We start from the raw sequence: 20027 nt of genomic DNA on the forward strand, positions 1-20027 counted from the left end.
CCATGCAACCCGAGCGATACGAACTCCTGGATGGCTCGACACCGGACGTCACGCCGCTGGCGGCGGAGGTCGGACGCAAGCAGCCCCTGAGTGCGTTCACCCTGCTGGATGGCGGAGACGTCTTCGAGGCCCGAGGTGGCCGGCCTCCCGCGGAAGGCCCCACGCGGGCCCGCGCCTATGTGAGCGCGAAGCTGGAGTTCAAGCCATACGGCGCACCGGCGGCGCAGGTGAAGCGGGTCCAGGAGGAGATTGCCCGTCAGCTCTCCGGCAACCTCCAGCTCATCGCCCGGTTGGAGGCCGCCCGGCCCCTCACGCTGGAGCTGATTCCGTCCGGCCACACGCTGGCGAAGTATGGCTATCCCAAGGCGGTGTCCCCCCGGGCCGCGGGCCTGTTCTGGGACCACCCGGACTGGCCCCGCGCGAGGATCGCCCTGCGGCAGGACAAGCTCGACACGGAGCAGTACCTGGTCTTCCACGAGATGGCGCATGCCATCCAGGGGCTGGCGTTCACCCAGCAAGAGAGCGAGCTCATCTACCGCACGATGCTGCGCACGTACCGCAGCCGCGCGGCGGTCGATGAGGTGTTCGCCATCTACAGCGAGCGCGAGTTCGTCGCCGGCGTCTCCGCCCACGACCTGCGCGCCCCGGGCGTGTACGGCATGGCCCGTCAGCGGTGGAACGAGGAGCACCTGTTCACCCGCTTCGTGCGCAACCTCTACTTCCCCTACAAGCCGCTGGCGGGAGGCGCCGCGGGAATGTCCCCGTCCGGCTTCGGTTGAGGCCGGATCCGAGGCGCACGGCGAGTCCTTGCGCGCCCTGCCCACGCAGGCACCCTCGGATTGAAGCCCGATTCCGCCACATGGTAGGACCCGGGTGGCCGGTTCGCCTCGACGGAACATCATGGAATCCCCCGGAGCTGGACGGCCTCGTCGGCGATTGAAGCGGATCATCGCGGGCGTGCTCCTGACCCTCGTCGCGACCCTGGTGATGGGGGTGGGCGCGGCGGTCCTCGCGCTGCACCACCTGGGCGCGCCCTGGCTGAAGGAGCGCATCGTCGCCAGGGTCGAAGCCTCGACGGGCCTGCGGCTGGACTACCGGACCGCCCGGGTGGAGGTGTTCTCCGGCCTGTGGCTGGAAGGACTGGTGGTGTGGACGCCTCCGCCGTTCCAGGACGCCGCGCCCGAGTTGCTGCGCGTCGGCACGCTGGAGGCACGCTGGTCGCTGTCCGACCTGCTGAGCGAGACCCCACGGGTGGAGCAGGTGTCGGCGCGGGACGTGGCCGTGACCGTGGTGGCCCAGGACGCGGGCCCCACGTCCCTCACGGTCGCGACAGGAGCGCGGAGCCCCGAGCCCCCACCGGATGAGGCCTCCCTGGGCGCCTCACGGCAGGCCGCGGACTTCTTCGCCTCCGCGCCTCCGTTCGGGACCCTCGACGTGTCGGGCGTGTCGCTGGGCTATGTCCGCGTCCGGAATGGCGCGGTGGTCGACCGCTGGTCCCTGCGGGGGCTCTCGGCCCACATCGAAGGGAAGCCCGAGACCGGGGGATGGAAGGTCCTCGCGACCCTGGGCCAGACCGGGGAGCCCCTCATGCTGGAGCTGGGCCGTGAAGGTCCGGCGCTTCCTCCCGCCCTCGCGCGATTGGAGTTGGCCTTGTCCGTGGAGGCAGGAGCCGCCGCCGCGAGCGCCCGCGTGGACCTGGATGTGGAAAGGCAGACCTTCGACCCACGCTTCACGGTGCGCACGCTGCTGCACGGCGCGGCCCTGGCGAAGTTCGATGCCCAGAAGCAACACATCACCGTCGACCTGGAGCGCACGCGGCTGACCGATAGCGCCGAGCTCCAGTTGCAGGTGGTGCTTCCGGACGCGGCGGAGGACTCGCCCGTGGTGACGCGGGCCCTGGCGGACGTGGACCTGGGACGCCTGTTGCAATGGCTCCCCGCGGATCTGCGCCCCTGCTCGCTCGAGCGCGGCAAGGTGCACCTGGACGCCCAGGACGTCACGCTCGGCGCCATGCCCCAGTTGGGAGCCCAGGGCAGGTTCGGGCTGGAGGTCGAGGCCGCCGCGCTCCAGTTCATCCAGGCTCCGCTCCGGGTGACGCTCGGCGAGGGACGCATCACCCTGGCGGCGACACCGGATCCACGCCAGGGGTTGGCCGCCCGGCTGGCGTTCACGCTCCAGGGGCTCGAGGTCCAGGGCCCGACCGCGCTTCGCCTTCCGAAAGCGTCTGGCGAGCTGCAAGGCAACCAGCTGAGGCCCGACCTCGCATCGCCCCTCAAGGTCGCGGGGGACGCGTCGCTGTCCGCGAAGGTGGATGCCCTGGAGGTCCGTGCCGCCGGGCTCCGCGCGACGGCGGAGCGGCTGGGATTCCAACTCCAGGCGCCGCTCGCGGGCGAGCCGCCCTTCGCGCTGAAAGCGGACGTGCCCGTGGGGGCGCTCCGGGTGTTCACCTCGGAGGGGCGCGAGGTGCTGAAGGGCCCGGTGCACCTGAAGCTCCACGCGTCGGAGGTGTTCCCCCAGTTGGACGATCCCCCACGCAGCCGCGCCCGCGCGCGGCTGGAGCTGGATGTTGGCGTCCTGCACGCATCCCTCGACGCGACCAAGGGCACGGACGATGTCGCCTACACCCTGGAGGTGGCGACGCCGGACCTCGTCGCCGCGCGCCCCTTCCTACCGGACGCCATCGCCGCGAGCCTTCCCTGGCAGCGTCTGGGCGTGGGCCTGGCATCCACGGGCCGGCTGACGGCGCTCTTCGCCCCTTCTCCGCGCGTGGAGCACCGGACGGAGCTGCGCTTGCAGCGGCCGGGATGGGACGACGTGTCAGCCACCAGCGCCACCGCCGTGCTGAGCTCGCGAGGGGACTCCTGGCGGCACCAGGGTGAGCTGGACCTGCACGTCGAAGGGCTGCGCATCGGAGAAGCCGACGCCGGGCCCCAACACCAGACACTCACGCTGGAGGTCGACCGCCGGAAGCCGTCGCTCCGGCTGGGGATCATCAGCCAGGCGGGCCTGAAGCTCGCGGTGGATGCCGCGCTGGCCTTCGACCGGAAGACCCGCGCCCTGCGCATGGACCTGAAGGGAGACCTTCCGCCCCTGGGGCCCCTGGCCCCGCTCCTGACACGGGCCGGCGTGCCCACGGAGCTGGAGCCGTCGCGGCTCGCCTTCAACGGCGAGCTGCATGGCGCCCTGTTCGGAGTGCTCACGGGCATCGCGGCGGATGGGACTCCCCGCCTGGCCCCGACGCCCTTGCGGACCGCGGCCTTCGAGGGAACCGCCGCGGTGGACGTGCGGGGGTTCCGCTGGAAGCAGCCCGAGGTCACCGTCCACGTCCCCGCGTTGCGTTGGCAGGCCGAGTCCCGCATCAACGGGCCCCAGCGCATCGTCCACAGCAAGGTGATGGTGGAGAAGGCCTCCGTGGGCATGAACGACCGCCGGCTGACCTTCGCGGACATGTCCAGCGACGACACCGCCACCTTCACCGACCAGTGGGAGGCGGGGGAGCTTGAATCGAAGCACCGGGTGAAGGTCCGCTCCCTGGAACAGAAGCCGGCGCTGCCCTACCCGGTCCAGGACCTGGAGGGGTCGTTCACCGCGCGCCGCAAGGCCAACGGCGTCATCCACGTCCCCGACCTGCGCGTGTTCAACGCGGCGACCCGGACGCAGCTCCAGCTCCAGGGCCGGCTCGACCTCAGCGAGGGCCGGCGCCGTCTGGCGCTCCGGGGGGAGCTGGAGCAGGACATGGCGAGCCTCGCGCAGCCCGGCCGCATCGAGAGCAGCGGCAAGGTGTCCGTGGATTTCCGGGTGGCCTCCCCCGACCTGGTGGTCTTCAGGACCCTGTCCCATCTGGCCTTCCAGAACGTGAACCTGCGGCTGCCTGAAGCGGGCATCGAGGTCGAGACGCTGGATGGCAGCGTGCCGCTGACCGAGAACGTGACCCTCGCGGACGGCCTGCCGCGGCTGTTGAGCGACGTCGACGTCAATCCGTATTCGATGCTGCGGTTCGCGGACCAGCACCCGCTGCTCTCGCGCAGCAGCTTCGTGTCGGTGGGCCGCATCACCACGCCGCACCTCTCCATCGCGCCGCTGGCGGGCAACCTGACCATCAACCAGAACGTGGTCTCCATGAGCCAGCTGGAGATGGGCGTCCGGGGCGGGCGCATCACGGGGCAGTGCCTGCTGGACTGGCAGGGGAAGAACTCCACCCTGGAGGCCCACGTGCGGGCGACGGGCGTGAAGTCATCCCGGGGCGAGCCCTTCGACGGCAACGCCGCCGTGGTCATCTCCGCCAGGGACCGGAGCGTCAACGGACGCGCGGAGATCCTCCGCATCGGCAACCGCCACCTGCTCGACCTGCTGGACATCGAAGACCCGCGCCACACCGACCCGGCCACCAACCGCGTCCGCTATGCCTTGAGCCTGGGCTATCCGGAGCACGTGCGCGTGAGCTTCAACCACGGCTTCGGCAGCCTGCGCATCACCCTGGGCGGGCTGGCGCAGCTGATCCGCATCGATGAAATCCGGGGCATCCCCATGGGCCCCATCGTCGACCGGCTCATCCAATCCATGACCCCTCCGGAGGCCACGCCATGAAACACCGTGGGTTGCTGCTGCTCGCCGCCCTCGCCGCTCCCGGGTGCATCCGCGCTCCGGAGATCGTCATGGTCGACCGCGCCACGGCGCTGGAGGAGCAGGCCGCGGGCTCGTTCAAGGACGGGGAGCAGCGGCTCGCCCGCGCGGGGATGAACCCGACGCCGGTGCCGCTCACCCCCAACCAGTTGGAGGACCTGGGCATCCAGCCCACGCCGCTGGTGGAGAACATCAGCAAGACGCCCGCGGACCGCGTCGACGACCTCTTGCGCCGCCACTGCGTGGGCGAAGGGCGCGACGGGCTGCTGGTGGACACCCGGCGCCAGTGCCAGGCCGGACGCTTGTCCGCCGACGATGTCGCGCTGGTGGACCGGGTGAACCGGGCCCGGCGGCAGCTCTGGAGCTGGATGGGAACGGTCCGTCCCGGCGTCCCCGAAGCATCGCTGCGCCGCAACTGGCAGCAGGTGCACGCGGAGGGCGTGGTGTGCGGCGGCTGGGTGGAGGCCGCGGACGGCACCTGGGGAGAGAAGAAGTGCTGACGCTCCGGGGCCGGTGGTTCATCACCCTGGCCGTGCTCCTCGCGAGCGGCGCCCAGGCCCAGGACGATGAGATCGACGGAGGCGTGATCGCCCCCACGCGGCTCACCGTGGGCGTGGGGGACCAGTTCCTGGGTCAACTGGGGCCGGATGGAAACACGCTGTTCTTCGTGTCCAACCGCAACATCGCGACGGAGATCTACTCCCAGGACGTGGAGCAGGGCCGCGAGCGGCGCCTCTTCGACGAAGGCGCGGACGTGACCTGGCCTCGCGTCAGCCCCGACGGCAAGCACCTGCTGTACATCTCGTTCCGGAACCAGGCCAGCGGGCAGCTGTGCGTGCGCGACCTGCCGGGCGCGGAGGAGCGCCGGTGTCTCGAGGAGGAGACCAGCGCGTTGCAGGCGGAATGGATGGATGCCTCGCACATCGCGCTGGTGAGCCGCGCCACCATCCAGGGAGATCTCCGCCTGTCGCGAGTCACGGTGGGGCGCGAGTGGAGCGTGAGCCCCCTGCTCGAACGCAACCTGACCAGCCCCACCCTCTCTCCCGACGGCCGCTGGCTGGTGTACGTCCCGGTCGAACGCTCCGTGCAGCAGGTGGGACCCGGCTTCGCCGCGCGGGCCGCCCCCCATCTGGAGGCCATCCGGGTGGACCGCCCTGACGCGGTCCCGGTGCCGCTGGCGCTCGACCTGCCGGGGCAGACCGGGCAGCCGGTCTTCGCGCGCGATGGGCGCTCGCTGTACGTGGTGCAGTTCTTCACCGACTCCAACGCGGACGGAGTGATTGACGCCAGCGACAGCGGGGTGCTGTTCCGCGTGCCTTTCGCCACCGAGCAGGACGACGCGCCCGAGCGGGCCGCCGCCTCCAGCCCGGATCAGCTCACCAGCGAGGGCTGGAACTGCGAGTACCCGGCCCCCGCGGCCACGACCCTGCTCGCGACGTGCGCCCGCGACCGCTCGCTGGATGTGTATCAGCTGCCGCTGGATGGCCAGGTTCCCAGCGACTGGGACGTGCCCCGGCTCAACGAAGAGCTGGGGATGGTCGGCAAGCGCGCGGATCAGCTCCTGCTCTACCGCCAGCGCCTGCTGCGCGAAACGCGGCCCAAGCCCCGCCGACTGCTGATGATGCGCCTGAGCCAGCTCCACCTGGCCTTCGAGGACTTCGACGCGGCGGACTTCTACGCCCGTCACATGACCGCGGTGGATGACCCGGCCACCGCGGGGCTCTCCGAGCCGCTGCGGATCCTCATCGCGCACCGGCGCGACATGAAGGAGCGCGAGCGGGGCCGGATGCTGGATGAGCTGAGCGAAGCCGAGGAGCAGCGCATGGCCGCGCTGGATCCCGCCAAGGCCCCCAGCCCTCCCTCCGCCGTGTTCCGGCATGTGGTGCGCAGCGAGCTGGCGGAGGCCGACGGAGACTTCACTCGGGCGCGTCAGGAGTTGGAGGCGGCCCAGGTGACGGACACCACGCCGCGCGCGGTGCTGGAAGCCTGGTTCGAACGGGCGGACGGGCTGTACCGCAAGCTCGACGACCGGGAGGCCCTGGTCGAAGCAGGCCGTCGGCTCTCCACGAACAAGGTCTTCCGGGACGACGACCAGCTCGACTTCGCCCGCGCCGCCGTGCGCGCCCTGTACCGGGGGCGCACGTACGCGGAGGCGGACGCCGCGATGGCCCAGGCGCTCGCGGCGGCGCCAGCCGGATCCGCCTATGCCTTCGCGCTGGAGCTGGGCCGGCACGTCAATGCGTTGCATGAGGAGCGGCCCCCGCGCCCTGTCCGGGATGCGCTGATTGCCTTCTACCGTCAGCAGACGGACCCCTTGCGCCGGCGGGCCCTGGTGCAGGACGCCGTGGAGCGCGCGGCGGGACTGGGCGCGGACGGAGTGCTGGAGGCCCTGGCGACGGTCTACGTCGAGGACGCGCCGGCCGGCACCGAGGAGCGCCGCCGGGCCGAACGGTTGTTCCGCCGCGCGATGATGGGGCGCGCGTATCGCCGCATGGGGAGGCAGCGGTGGGAGGAAGCGCGCGCGGACTTCGACCTGGTGACGCGGCGGACAGGCTCCCTGGAGAGCGCCGTGGAGTCCATGAGCCTGCGGCTGCGGGCCGGCGTCAGCCCCGAGGTGGTGGAGAAGGAGGTCACCACCACCTCCGCGAAGATGGCCGGGCCGCTCGCGCACTTCGTGAAGGCCTATGTCATCGCGCGCCAGCTGCCGAAGCTGGAGGACGACCGGGCCCACGCCCAGGCCGTGGCCGCCGCCGTGAAGGAGCTGCGAGCCGCGTGGCCGGAGCTCAAGAACCAGCGCGCGGTGCGGGCCCTCTACGGCGCCATCCAGCACGAGGACTTCCTGCGCGGCCACGACCCCGCGGCCGCCGAGCGCGCCAACCGTCACTACATGGTGGCCCTGGACCTGGTGCGCAACAACGTCCGCTACAAGGCGATGGTCCTCGGCGCGCTGGGGCTGCTCCACACGCAGGTGGGCAACTTCCACATCGCCCTGGGCTACCTCGACCAGCGGGACAAGCTGCCCTACGTGGAGAACGGAGCGGGGCTGGCGGTGTCCCTGGCCCGCGCCCGGGCGCTGCTGCACGTCGGCCGGGAAGCGGAGGCCGCGCAGGCCGCGGATCAAGCCCTGGCCATGGTGGACGCCACGCCCAAGCAGGCCCGGTTCCTCCCCCTCGCGTTGGACCGCGCGGCGCTCTCCAACCTCGCCGCGGGCCGGTTCGAGCGCGCGCTGACGCTCTACGACCGGGAGCTGCCCGCAGTGGAGGCAAGTCCCCGCGACGCGGAGGGGCTGCGCAACCGGCTGGTGGTGCGTCTGGCCCGCTGCGCCGCGGCGCTGGGCGCGGGTCAGCCCCAGCGGGCCTTGGAGGACCTGGATCAGGTGGACCGGGACCTGGGGACCCCCGCGGTCCGGGCGACGCTGACGTGGGCGCGCGCCACGCCCGAGCACGTCCAGCGGGCCTACCGCATCATCGCCGCGGGCCTGCGCGCCAACGCGGAGGCCCGGCTCGGCAGGCTGGACGCCGCGGCCCGTGCGCTGGAGCAGCGGCGTGCGCTGTTTTTGGAGCAGTTCGACGCGTTGGACCGGGATGAGGACCTTCGTGCGGCGACGCTGGCGGAGACGCGGCTGGCGGAGAACGCCGTGGACCGCAAGGACCCGGCGCAGGCGGCCCGCTGGCTGGGACAGGCGCTGGAGCACGCTGATGCCCTGATGGCTCGCACCCATGCGCCGGTCGATGTCAGCCAGTTGGACGTGCTCGGGTTCGCGGCCCGGTTGCAGGTGGCGGGGGACGCGCGGCTGCCGTTCGACGTGGACCGGCGGGTGGAACAGGCGCGGCGCACCCTCGTGGAGCAGAAGGATCCGTCCTGGCGCTCCTATCTGGCGTGGTTCGAAACCTATCTGGCGCTGGGTGTGAATCCATCAGCGGAGGTCAGAGACGCGGTGCTCCTGCCCCCACGGCCTTGAGGTGGGCTGGGGGCGTCTGGCTGGAGATCCACGTCCAGGGTGTGGGAACTTCCACCCCATGGCCCTGCCCAAGACCCGCTTCATCGAGACCACCCTGCGTTCGCCGCTGCTGCAGTTGCCCGTTCGCTCCGTGGTCTTCGAGTTGGATGCAGCGCGTGTGCTGTATTCGCCGGCGTCGGTGCTCACCCCCGAGCAGCTTCGGGATGCCGGTGCCATCACCGACCTCGTGGCCCCGAGCCTGATGCACACCGCGGGCATGAAGGCGGCGGCGGCGGCGCACCCGAGCGCGCGGCTCTGGGGGCCGGTGGGCGTGCGGGAGAAGCACCCCGACCTGTCCTGGCACGGAATCCTCGGCGTCGACCCCTGGCCCTTCGAGGCGGAGCTGGCGCTCATTCCGCTCCCGGGAATGCCGAAGATGAACGAGAGCCTGTTCCTGCACCACGCCTCGAAGGCGCTCTTCGTGACGGACATGGCCTTCAACGTCTTGGAGCCCAAGGGCCTCGCCGCCTGGATGTTCTATGGGTCCTTCGGCATCTACCGGCGGTTCGCCGTCAGCCGGCTGTTCCTGAGGTTCGCCAAGGACCGGCCCGCGTTCGAGGCCACGCTCGCGAAGGTCGCCGGGCTCGACTTCCAGCACGTGGTGCCCTCTCACGGCGAGCCGGTGCTCGACGATGGGAAGGCCCGGCTGATCGCCGCGTTCCGCGAACGCGGGCTGATCAAATAACCGCCGTGGGAACGACAGCCCCTGGGCCTGATCCAGGCCGGTCTCGTACCGGGGCGCGACTGCTTCACACCCGCGCGAGCGCCTACGCTGGGCGGTTCCACCGGGCGCGGCTTCCCATCCGGGCCGCGCTCCTCGACAGGAGCCCCGTGCCATGGTCCTCGAGCCTCGCGTCCTCCGTGCCGTCCTCATCGGATCCCTGCTGTCGCTGGCCTGCTCCGACAAGCCCGGACCCGTGGAGCCCCCTCCTCCTCCGGCGGAAGCCTGGGACGGAACGTACACACCCCTGGCCGAGTCGACGGATTGGGTCGACCGGGGCGAGTACGCGGCCTGCGCGTTCACTCCGCCCCCGGGGACAGTCATCGACTGCGACGACCCATCGCTCTTCGACCTGTCGCGGTGTGACACCGCCTCGCTGGCCAGCGTGGACCCGCACGGCATCTACCAGGTGGACATGCGTCATGCGGCGGGCTTCTCGGACTTCGCGGGCATCCGGGTCCCCGCCGATGGCAGCACGGGGACCCTGAACGGCCTCACGGGGCTGAGCACCCCGCTCACGCGGCAGCAGCTCCAGGGGAGCTTCTTCGTGTCCTCGCGGCACACCCAGGGGTCCAGCGTGCGGCAGCTCGTCTTCGCGGGCTGTGGCGTCACTGGACCCGGGCTGGTGACGGGGTGCTTCGCCCGCTGCGGGAATGGCAAGGTCAACTCCACGGGCACCTTCGAGGCCGCGCGGATGACCTGGGGGCGGGGCGAAGCCGAGGCGTCGGGTGGGCTGCGCCTCCTCTCGGAGACCCACGTCCAGACCGACTTTCCGGTGGACGTGTATGTCCACCGTGGCCACGCCTACGTCGTGTCCGTCGACGACCTGTACACCGGAGGCACGGGCGGACTCACGGTGGTCGACGTCCGCGACCCGAGCCACCCGGTCATCACCCAGCACATCACCCTCCCGGGTGACTCTTTCTGGAACGCGGCCTGGGCCAAGGACGACGCGCTCTACATCGCCAGCAGGCGCTCGGGCGTCATCGTCTTCGACATCACCCACCCCAAAGCCCCGGCCTACGTGCGCAACGTGCCCGGTGGCCCCGCCCTCAATGTCCACACGATGTTCGTGGACGGCGACCGGCTCCACGCCGTGTCCCCCGGGCCCGCGCCCACCGGAGAGACCCTCATCTTCGACATCTCCACGCCGCTCAACCCCGTCCTGCTCAACCGCTTCGTCGCCGCCGACACGACGTCGTACATTCCCTCGGCGCACGACTCCTTCGCCTACCAGGACCGCCTCTACGTCAACCACTTCAGCGCCGGCTACGTCGTCTTCGACGTGAAGGACCCGATGAGCCCGCGCGAGCTGGGCCACTACACCTTCGAGAGCGACAACAGCTTCGCGACGAGCCACGCGAGCGCGGTGGGCACCTTCGCGGGGAAGACCGTCGCCTTCGAGGGGGGCGAGTACCAGGGCGCCCACCTGCGGGTGCTGGACGTCACGGACCCCACGAACATCCAGCTCATGGGCGAGTACAAGCTGCGTCCGCAGACCTCCATCCACAACATGATCCTCCGGGGCAAGCGTCTCTACGTCACCTACTACCAGGAGGGCCTGCGCGTGCTGGACGTCTCCGTCCCCCCACGCCCCCGCGAGATCGCCTACTTCAACACCTTCCGCGAGTCCGACCCCCACCGGACCGACGACCTGCTCGAGGGAGCCATCGGCATCCGCGTCCCCGGGGACGGCTACGTGTACGTCGTGGACACCTCGCGCGGGCTGCTCATCCTGAACGAGCTCTGACCCACGTCCGCGGATTCCTGAGGGCCGCCTTGAATATTGATTCGAGTCCTTCGTCGGGCACGCCATTCCACCACGAGGCCCTCATGCTCCGGATGCTCCCCCAAGCCCTCCCCTTCTGCCTGTTGGCCCTGGGCTGTGAGTCCCCACGGCACGCTCAACTCCTCGAGCGGCGCGCGGCCCTCCGCGAGGTCCACCTGCAGGCGTTCAGCACTGCCGCCACGGGCTTCGCGGACACCCGCTGGAGCATGAGCCTCGACGAGGTGCGGGCCCAGCATCCGGACGCCGTGCCCCTGGACCAGGACGTCCTGGAGCTTCGGACGGAGCTCTGGAACAGGCCTGCGTCGATTCACTTCGTCTTCTCCCAGGAGAAGCTCGCGGAGGTGTCCATCCACCTCGCGGAATCGGGAGACCTCCGCGACGCCTACCGTGAAGTCGCGAGCAGGCTTCAAGCGACCTACGGCGAGCCGCAGGAAGTCCAGGACACGGCGAAGGACGCCGCCAACCAACGGGCCGTGCTCGGTGCGCTCACGCTCCTCACCTTCGCGGCCGACAGCACCCAGGCCCTCCACGACCGCAGGCCTCCGGACGAAAACCTCCTGCACCAGTTGAACGGACAGGCAGCCCAGGGCGCCGTGGAGGCCTATTGGGACACTCAGGAGTACACCCTGCGGAGCCGGTGGAACACCGTCGAGACGAAGGTGCACCTCGTCGCAAGGCGCACCCTGAACCGGCAGGGGCTGATCCTCTCGTACTCGAGCACGGTCCTGGCGGCGGCCTCGGGCCCTAGGCCTTGAACATGCCAATCACTTCCGACGACGGCAGCGGGCGCGAGAACATCGGGAAGTCGTACTTGAGCGCGTTCTTGTGCTCTTCCGACGAGGTGGCGGCGGTGCAGTCCGTGAGGGTGATGACGTCGTAGCCGTGCTCGTACGCGGTGCGCATGGTCGACTCGACACAGCAGTTGGTGAGGAAGCCGCCAATCACGACCGTCTTGATGCCCTTGCTGCGCAGGATGAAGTCCAGGTTCGTGCTGGCGAAGGTGTCGAGTCCTCGCTTGCCTTCAATCACGATGTCGCCCTTCTGCGGCGCCAGCGAGTCGATGATCTGCGCGCCCCAGCTCCCCTTCACGAACGCCTTCCCATCGACCACGCCCTTCAGGATGCCGTAGGGGTGCCGGGTCAGCTCGCCGTAGCCCTCGGCGAAGGTGATGGGCGCGTGCATCACCGTCACGCCCCGCGCCCGCGCGGCCTTCACCAGCGCCTGGGTGTTCTCCAGCATCTTCGTCTCCGCCATCACGCCCTTCACCGCCGGATGCAGCACCCCGCCCTCGGTGGTGAACTCGTTCTGGTACTCGATGAGCAGCACGGCGGTGGTCGAAGGGTCGAACGACATGGCGGACTCCGAGGTGAAGGGCCGGACCATTCCGGGGCGGTCCGACAGGTTTGACAGCCCCCCGAAGACGCGGTCAAGGCGCGCCCCGAGCATCCGTCCACTACCGCTTCGGAGGTCTGGCGGCGCCAGCGCCATGCGCTGGGCCTGGAGGCGCTAAAGTCCCGCGCATGCTCACGGGTCTCTCCGCCCTCGAAGCGACCGACTGGTCCCGCCTGCTCCACGCCTATGGTCGCGCCACGGACGCCCCCGACCACCTGCGCGCGCTGGTCGAAGGCGATGAATCGGCCCGGAGCGCGGCGCTGTCCTATCTGGGCTCCGCCATCCTCCACCAGGGCACGCCCTGGACCGCGACGGGCCCGGTGACGTGCGTCCTCGCGGGGCTGCTCGCGGAGCCCCGGCTCGACTCCGGCGGGCCCCGGCTCCGGGTGCGCGTGCTCGCGTTCCTCGCGGGCGTCGTCGAGGCCGTCGGGGACCGCTGGGCATCCAGGCAGGAACTGGAGCGCATGGCCCGCTACGACCTGGCGCCGCTCCTCGACGCGGGCGACGACGATGCCCTCTACGAGGACGAGGAGGCCGCTGACGCCCTCTACGCCACGTCCCTCCTAGGGTGTGCCCGGGTCGTGCCGCTCCTCGTCGAACCGGTGCTCGCCAGCCTCGACCACCCGGATACCGGCGTCCGCGCCCAGGCCGCGACGACGGCGGCCCAGCTCGCCCGGGTGCCAGAGGTGTTCGGGGAGGCGCGGCGGCAGGCACTCGTGCTGCGACTGACCGCCCTGGCCCAGGCCACCGCGAACACCGACGAGCGCTCCACGCTGGTGCTCATGTTGGGCGAGCTGGGAGTGGCCCCCACGGCGTTCCTGGAGGACGCCTCCCCGGCGGTGCGCGTCTGCGCCGCGATGGCGAAGACCCTGGCGACGAACGAGGCCGCGACCCGCGAGCTGCTCCAGGCGCTGGAGCACCACGCCGCCCGAATGGACGACTGGTTCACCGTTCGCCCGCCTCCGTTCGAGATGCGCCCCCGCTTCTACGTGCTGGAGCGCCTGCTCGAGCGCGTGGAGGACTTCGACCGGCTCCTCCCCGTGGCCGTCGCCCTGGCGCGCGTCACGACCAAGTCCTTCGTCGATCAGGAGTGGGGCCCGCTGCTGGCCGCGGCCTTCCCGGCGGGAGATGGACAGGTCCGGACGGACGCGCAGCGGCGCTTCCTCTCCGAGCTGGTCGCGAACGCGGACCTCTGGGAACCGACGTTCGGCAATCCCGGGAGGTGGTTCCTGAAGGCCGGGCTGCCGTACCAGAGGGAGTCCTGCGCGGAACGGCTCCAGGGCGCCTGAGCGGCGGCGCTAGTCGGAGCGCAGGGAGACGGAGGGCATGACGCGGCTGGCGCGCAGCGCGGGCACCCAGCACGCCACCAGCGAGCAGACAGACAGCACCCCCGCCACGCCCGCGAAGATGGCGGGATCGCGGGCCTCCACGCCGTGCGGAGGGAATCCATGGGGTGCCCAGAAGCGAACCGCGTGCCAGGGGACCGCCCCCGTCAGCTCCCCGCGGCCCCCCCGAACCGCGGGTCCAAGCGGCTCGGGCCTGCGCGGATCCGGGATGTCGCGTCCCGAAAGCGGACAGCGACCCGTGGGCTCCAGGACGCGTGTCCGTGCTCGGCCCGTGAAGCGACCCCAGCGCTCGGGCTCATCGGAGGGCTCCGAAGGCTCACCCGGCGAGACACGAGGCCGCGCCTCTCACCAAGACGGAAGCGGGCGGAGGTGGAGCCCGCGCCCGCCTTCGCCCCGGGGCCCGCCGGGCTACTGGAAGTTCACCTTGCCATCCAGTTGGTAGCAGACGTGCGGCGCGCCGTCGGTGGGACGAATGGCGACGCTGAGGCGCGAGCCATCCTGCACCGAGCCCCACTGCGAGTACGTCCACAGCCCCTGGGCATCCGGCGAGCTGAGCTCGAGCGTCGTCCCGCGGCGCAGCGCGGCGATGGGCTTGCTCCCGTCGAACGCCAGATCCGCGGCGTCGTTCTCGAAGTCGGTGATGGAGGTGAGCATGACGCTGGTGGACATGGGCGTGCCCGGCGCGATGTCCATCAGGCCCTTGGTCGCGCCGTCCGCGCCCCCGCTCAGGAGCCCGAGCACGTGGTTGTTCGCGTCGAAGGTCGCGGAGATGCTCTGGCTGTACTGGAACGCGATGTAGCCCGGACGAAAGATGTCGACAGTGCTCCCCCGGATGGCGGACAGCACGGTGGCGCTATCAAACAGATACAGCGTCCCAGCTGCGTCGAAGAGCGGGTTGCTGAGGAGCACGGTGCTGGAGCTCACCGGCCTCACGATGCTCCAGGTCCCCGGAGCGGTGCGCGTCGCCACGAAGGTCGCCGGTGTCGACACGGTCTCCGTGAAGACGATGGTGGGCTGCTGCCCCTGTGCGGGGTTGAGCGCGATGCTCAGCGCGGGGACGTTCAGGCGGGACGTGGCGGAGATCTCCTCCTTGCTCCAGACGCCGTTCACGCGCGTGGCGTAGACGATTCGCTGCGCCTCCCCCGACGGAGTGGTGCTTCCGAAGCGCCGGAGATAGGTCACGTGCGGCGTGCCGCTCCGCGGGTCGAGCGCCATCGCGGCGTTGGTGATGTAACCGCCGGTGTTGAACCCGGGGCCGTCGATCTGCTCCTTCCGCCACGTCGTGCCATCCCACGTCGCGTACCAAAGGGAGCGGTGGGTCTCGTTCGAGTAGAGCAGGTGCCCCTTGCCGTCGTCTCCGAAGGCGAGCTCGCAGGTGCCGCCCGTCTTGTCCGGACTGGCGTCCACCACGGTGTTCGTCGTGAGCTGGGGCGCCACCACGCTGAAGCTGAACGAGCCCTCCGCCTTCTTCCCGGACTCCGTCTCCACCTCCACGGACAGCGAGGCCTGCCCCACCTCGCCCGGCAGCGTCCAGGTGACCGCATCCGAGTCCGGCGTGAGCGTGCCGCTGCTCGCGCTCCAGCGGACGGACTTGAAGGCCTCATCCGAGGCGACGACCCGGAAGCGCTCCTCCGCGTGCCCCACGTAGGGCCCCGTCCCGCCCACGCGCTCGATGAGCAGCGAGGCGTTGCCCTTCTCGTGCGAGGAGATGACCTCCGGCGCCTTCGACTCGCTGTCGCAACCCGCGAGCATCGTGAAGCCACCCAGCAGGAGCATCCCCGAGACAATCCCCTTCTTCAGCATTGTATGAACTCCCCCGTGACGCCTCTGACTGGACCGGCCCGCCAGGCGGGAGGCGCCGCCCCATCAAAGACATCCACGAACCGGAAGAGTTCCCTCGAATTTCCACTCACCTCAAAGACAGCCGCGACAGAAGCGACGTGAGAGGGATTCGAGCAGCAACCCCTGGAGTCGACGTGGCGGGTGGCCTCTGGAGGGTCCTGGCCCACGGAAGCCCTCGCCGCGCCCCACGCACCGGGCCCGATGTGCCAGGGCACCGAGCCCCGTCCAGACACCGGAGCCGGCACATCCCCAAACGCGAGTCCCTCATCGCCTCACGGTCCGGCTCCGCCGCGGTGCCGGTGGCGGCACGCGCCGAGCCGCTCGCTCAAGGCTTCCAGGTAGACGTCCAGGGCGGTCAGGCGGATCGCGGAGGCGTGCGCGCGACGAGGGTCCTGCCGAGCCTCGATTCGGAGCGCCGCTGGCACTCGCTCGTCCAGCCACAGCTCGGGAGACGGGAAGCTGGCGTGCGGCCCCCCTCGATGTGCTCGATCACCAGGTGCCCGCGCCAGGGCGCCTCGTAGAGCCGGCCCGCGATCTCCGAGACGAAGAGGACGGCCCGCTCCCCCACACCCAGGGCGGTGTTCCCCCAGACGGAGGGGGCCTGGACGAACTCGAACTCTCCGCCGAGGCACGAAGGGTCGATTCCGTTCCTCGCGACGTAGATCTTCTCGATCCTCGCGCACAGGCTCTGGGGCCGCGGCGCGCTCACGGCCCGCACCTGGACCACGCCGTGCCGAGCCACTTTGTCTTCCAGGAAGCGAGCGCCGCTCATCGGGGCCTCCTTGTCGTGCGCTGCGCGGCCCGCGGACGAAGGTATTATCGCATGAGCCCATGCGAACCCCGTTCACGCGGTCTGCCCGCCCCGCCCTGCTCTTCTCGCTTCTGTGCGCGTGTGCCGGCGGCCCACCGCCAAGGAACCCCGTGAACCCGAACGATCCATCTCTCCGGCAAGGCGAGGCGTCGTCGAGCCCTGGCTCGGGCAGCAATCAGCCCTCCCCGCTCGATCCCTTCCTCCGACGAGGCGAGGCGCTGTTGCGCCATGGCGCGGGCAGCGCCGAGCTCTCGCCGGCCGATCCAGCTCCCGCTGTCCAGGACCTCGGCGCCCAAGCGGGTTTCGGCCGGGCCTGGACGTCGAACTCCATGCGGGCATCGGTCTACGTGTTCAACAGCTACAAGGAAGCACGCGTCGCGGAGGACTGGCTGAAGGCACACGTGCCCAATGGCCTGCAGGGCGACGGAACGGTCAATGGCGATCTGCTCGTGTGGGTGACCGCCGACGCAACGGACGCGGCGGCCCGAGCCGTCATCGGAGACCTGATTGGCGCGTTCGCGGGCGAGGAGTGAAACCGTGAGTCATTGACGGCTCTTTGCGGCCCGCATGAGCCTGGGCATGCATTGCGGGTCCCACGGGCAGCCAACACGGTCCCCGCTTCGGGTGCCCGCCGCCACATCTTCAGCCGGTGCTGCGCCACGCCGTCGTTGCAGTTCCAGAGCTGCACGTCGGCACCCGCCGCCGGGTTCGCGTTGGAGACGTCGAGGCACCGGAAGGCGGCGATGACATTGCTGAAGACCGTGGCGATTTCGGCGAAACACTGCCAGCGCTGCTCATTGCAGGAATAGAGCCGCACGTTGGTGCTCTCCACGGACATTCCGTGCGGAGGCTCCCGTTGTCAGGGGGCGGCGGTCGCGGCGGCGCTCGGCGGGACGTGGGCCTCCACCCAGCCCACGATGTCTCCGACGACCTTCGCCGCGTCGGGCTCGTGCGCGAGGTCGTGGCGCTGGCCCTCGTAGATGATGAGGCGCTTGTCGGCGCTCGTGGCCTGCGCCACCAGGGCGCGGCTGCCCTCGATGGAGGTGATGACGTCCTCGCCCCCATGCACCACCAGCAGTGGGAGCTTCAGGTCCTGGAACTTCCCATCGAGCGCTTCGATGCCGGCGATGAGCGCCTTGGCGGAGCGCGCGGGCAGCTTCTCGTGGGTGATGAGCGGATCCGCGAGGAACCGCTCCTTCTCCGGGCCGTCGTGCAGGAACAACTGGCTGTCCAGGTCCTGCGCGGGCAGCCCCGGGAGGATCGTGCCGAAGATCTTCGCCAGGCGCGTGTCGAAGCCGGACACCCCCGGCGGCAGCACGACGCCCGCGCCGCTCAGGATGAGCCCCGACACGTCGGAGGCGTGCTGGAGCGCGTAGTGCGTGGCGATGAGCCCGCCCATGCTGTGACCGAAGACCACCACCGGCACGCCCGGGTGTCGCGCGCGGGCGTCCTGGACGACGCCATCCACGTCGTCCACCAACTGCTGCATCGACTCGATGCGCTGGCGGTCACCGCCGGAGTGACCGTGGCCCCGGTGGTCCTGCGCGACAACGGCGAAGCCCTGGAGCTGGAGCGCCTCCGCGAGCCGGCCGTAGCGGTCGGAGTAGTCCCGCAGGCCGTGGATGAGGACCACCACGCCACGCACGGGCGGCTGGGCCGGCTCCCACCGGACGCTGCTCAGGCACATGCCGTCGGAGGCGGTCCGCTCGAAGCCGGGGGAAGTTGCGGGACGCGTGCGGCACGCGGTGGCGGCGGCGCAGCCCTGCAACAGGACGAGCGCGGCCAGGGCGCTGAGGAAGGGGACGAAGGGCAAGGGCTTGTTCATGGCGCCCAATGCACCATGCGGCGTCCCAGCCCACATCGGCCAGATGGCGGATCACACGAGGCCCGCGCGCGCGGCCACCAGCGAGGCGCCCGCACGGGTGCTCACGCCCAGCTTTTCGTAGATGTGGATGGTGTGGTGCTGCACCGTGCGGTCCGACACCCCGAGCTTCCCCGCGATCTCCTTGTTCGTCGCTCCGCCCGCCAGCAGGCGCAGCACATCCACCTCACGGGGCGTCAGCGCGGACGTGGGGCCGGGCTCCGGCGCGCGCCGGACGGCCTTCGTCCCGGCCACCACCGCGACGCAGTCCGCATCCAGCCGGCCCGCCTTCACCTCGGCCTCCAGGACCTGCCGGGCCACGGGCGCCGTCCGCGCGGGACGGTGGGGGCGCTCCTCCTGGAGCGCGACCCAGACGTCGGCCACCGCGAGCAGGCGCGCGGCCCGGGACAGGGCGGCGGGCGAGAGGCCCCGGGGATAGCCTCCGCCATCCAGGCGCTCGTGATGCGAGCCCGCGAGCCTCGCCGCGTCCCGCAGCATGGGCGTGGCGGTGAGCAGCTGCTCGGTGGCTTGGGCGTGGGCCCGGGACGACTCCCGGTCCGAGGAGGACCAGTCGGGCCTCAGCCACAGGCCGGTGGGCAGGGTCACGTGTCCCAGGTCATGCAGGTACGCCGCGAGTTGGAGCGTGGCCTGTTCCGCCGCGTCCAGACCCAGCCGGGGCGCGGCGGTCGCGCACGCCTCCGCCACCCGCCGCGAGTGTCCTCGGGTGAAGGGGCTCTGCAGGTCCGCGAAGTCCCCGAAGGTCGTCGCCAGAGCGGTGGCGTCGATGGCGGGCGGGGCTTCGAGCAGGCACGCCTCCGCCGCCTCGATGCGCGCGTCCGACAAGGTCAGGAGCGAGGCGGTCGCGGCCAGCGCCCGCTTCGCCCACGCCGGATCCAGCGTCGTCCCGGCTTGCAGCGCCAGGGCCTCCTGCGCGACGGCCGTACCCGAGCCGACGAAGAAGACGACGGCCACGTGCGCCGCCTGCGCGACCCGCCCGACCTCATGCAGGTCCGTGCCGCCCAGGAGACGCGGGCCGCCCGCGCCGTCCCAGCGCTCATAGGCCTCATCCAGCCCCTGGAGCACCCGCGCGTCCAGCCCCAGGCCGGAGGCGAGCAGTCGCGCCGCGCCACACGCCTCCGCGAACCACTCCGAGCGCAGCCGCCGAGAGGACGTCAGCAGGCGCGCCAGTCCGGCGGCGCGGCGGGGCAGGCTGGGGTTGGCGTCCAGGACCGAGCGCACGACATGCGAGGGGCGGCCCGCGTCCCCGCGCAGCAGGTTGCGGCGCAGGTGCACGTCATTGCCCAGCCGTGACTCCTCGGCGGCGTAGGCGGTGCAGCCCAGGTGGCGCAGCAGGCCCACGTAGAAGGCGGCCCGGGCGTCGTCCCGGGACAGGCCGCCGTCCAGCGCCAGCTCCAGCGCGAACAGGCCGGTCAGCAGGCTCTTCTCCCCCTCCAGCCCATTCGCGAGGTCGAGCACGGAGGACAGCGCGGAGAGCGAGGCCACCGGATCCAGGCGCAGGTTCATCACGGGCATGGCGACCTGTGACAGCGGGGTGAGAGCCACGCAGGACAAAAAAAATCCCCTGCAAACCCGAAGGCTTGCAGGGGACTGGGTGGCGAGGAGTACGGGACTTGAACCCGTG

At 70.9% G+C, this 20027-nt stretch carries 15 protein-coding genes; 9 read left to right on the forward strand and 6 right to left on the reverse strand.

The genetic code is table 11. The features are described from left to right. Positions 1-2: 2 nt before the first annotated feature. The 7 genes from GTY96_RS22760 to GTY96_RS22790 all read left to right on the forward strand — a co-directional run bounded on the left by GTY96_RS22760 (position 3) and on the right by GTY96_RS22790 (position 11888). Positions 3-779: a hypothetical protein gene (locus GTY96_RS22760; RefSeq protein WP_161665759.1), complete on the forward strand. Its 777-nt coding sequence runs from the start codon at positions 3-5 to the stop codon at positions 777-779. Between the two features lie 121 nt (positions 780-900). After that, entirely contained in the window at positions 901-4587 is a 3687-nt protein-coding gene (locus GTY96_RS22765) for a translocation/assembly module TamB domain-containing protein (protein ID WP_161665760.1), read from the forward strand. Continuing rightward, the gene (locus GTY96_RS22770; RefSeq protein WP_161665761.1) at positions 4584-5123 is read left to right on the forward strand and encodes a DUF1318 domain-containing protein; all 540 of its coding nucleotides are present in this window, start codon (positions 4584-4586) and stop codon (positions 5121-5123) included. The genes GTY96_RS22765 and GTY96_RS22770 overlap by 4 nt, the downstream gene beginning before the upstream one ends. Further along, positions 5117-8584, forward strand: a complete 3468-nt coding sequence (locus GTY96_RS22775; protein WP_161665762.1) for a PD40 domain-containing protein — start codon at positions 5117-5119, stop codon at positions 8582-8584. The genes GTY96_RS22770 and GTY96_RS22775 overlap by 7 nt, the downstream gene beginning before the upstream one ends. A 58-nt stretch (positions 8585-8642) precedes the next feature. Then, positions 8643-9308, forward strand: a complete 666-nt coding sequence (locus GTY96_RS22780) for a hypothetical protein (protein WP_161665763.1) — start codon at positions 8643-8645, stop codon at positions 9306-9308. Positions 9309-9459: 151 nt separating this feature from the next. Next, positions 9460-11094 carry an LVIVD repeat-containing protein gene (locus tag GTY96_RS22785; protein WP_161665764.1) on the forward strand — a complete coding sequence of 545 codons (1635 nt, stop codon included), beginning with the start codon at positions 9460-9462 and terminating at the stop codon, positions 11092-11094. Between the two features lie 83 nt (positions 11095-11177). Further along, positions 11178-11888 carry a hypothetical protein gene (locus tag GTY96_RS22790; RefSeq protein ID WP_161665765.1) on the forward strand — a complete coding sequence of 237 codons (711 nt, stop codon included), beginning with the start codon at positions 11178-11180 and terminating at the stop codon, positions 11886-11888. On the opposite strand, the gene GTY96_RS22795 is transcribed toward GTY96_RS22790, so the two are convergent. Beyond that, positions 11878-12486, reverse strand: a complete 609-nt coding sequence (locus tag GTY96_RS22795) for an isochorismatase family cysteine hydrolase (protein WP_143906762.1) — start codon at positions 12484-12486, stop codon at positions 11878-11880. The two genes, GTY96_RS22790 and GTY96_RS22795, sit on opposite strands and share 11 nt — an antisense overlap. Before the next feature lie 167 nt (positions 12487-12653). Between GTY96_RS22795 and GTY96_RS22800 the strand changes: the two genes are divergently transcribed. Further along, positions 12654-13814, forward strand: coding sequence for a hypothetical protein (locus GTY96_RS22800; RefSeq protein ID WP_161665766.1), 1161 nt, complete (start codon positions 12654-12656; stop codon positions 13812-13814). Between the two features lie 9 nt (positions 13815-13823). Here the strand turns inward: GTY96_RS22800 and GTY96_RS38330 are convergent, their stop codons facing one another. The 3 genes from GTY96_RS38330 to GTY96_RS22810 all read right to left on the reverse strand — a co-directional run bounded on the left by GTY96_RS38330 (position 13824) and on the right by GTY96_RS22810 (position 16485). Beyond that, positions 13824-13955 carry a hypothetical protein gene (locus tag GTY96_RS38330; RefSeq protein ID WP_268903964.1) on the reverse strand — a complete coding sequence of 44 codons (132 nt, stop codon included), beginning with the start codon at positions 13953-13955 and terminating at the stop codon, positions 13824-13826. A gap of 324 nt (positions 13956-14279) precedes the next feature. Continuing rightward, positions 14280-15674 carry a hypothetical protein gene (locus GTY96_RS22805; protein WP_161665767.1) on the reverse strand — a complete coding sequence of 465 codons (1395 nt, stop codon included), beginning with the start codon at positions 15672-15674 and terminating at the stop codon, positions 14280-14282. A gap of 394 nt (positions 15675-16068) precedes the next feature. Beyond that, positions 16069-16485, reverse strand: a complete 417-nt coding sequence (locus GTY96_RS22810; protein WP_143906755.1) for a hypothetical protein — start codon at positions 16483-16485, stop codon at positions 16069-16071. Between the two features lie 149 nt (positions 16486-16634). Here GTY96_RS22810 and GTY96_RS22815 point away from each other — a divergent pair, with 149 nt between their 5' ends. Then, positions 16635-17057 carry a hypothetical protein gene (locus GTY96_RS22815; RefSeq protein WP_161665768.1) on the forward strand — a complete coding sequence of 141 codons (423 nt, stop codon included), beginning with the start codon at positions 16635-16637 and terminating at the stop codon, positions 17055-17057. Positions 17058-17383: 326 nt separating this feature from the next. On the opposite strand, the gene GTY96_RS22820 is transcribed toward GTY96_RS22815, so the two are convergent. Both GTY96_RS22820 and GTY96_RS22825 read right to left on the reverse strand, forming a co-directional pair. Then, positions 17384-18349 carry an alpha/beta hydrolase gene (locus tag GTY96_RS22820; RefSeq protein ID WP_161665769.1) on the reverse strand — a complete coding sequence of 322 codons (966 nt, stop codon included), beginning with the start codon at positions 18347-18349 and terminating at the stop codon, positions 17384-17386. Positions 18350-18400: 51 nt separating this feature from the next. Next, positions 18401-19948, reverse strand: coding sequence for an HD domain-containing phosphohydrolase (locus GTY96_RS22825; RefSeq protein WP_161665770.1), 1548 nt, complete (start codon positions 19946-19948; stop codon positions 18401-18403). Positions 19949-20027: the final 79 nt, after the last annotated feature.

Source organism: Corallococcus silvisoli (assembly GCF_009909145.1).
Taxonomy (GTDB): Bacteria; Myxococcota; Myxococcia; order Myxococcales; family Myxococcaceae; genus Corallococcus; species Corallococcus silvisoli.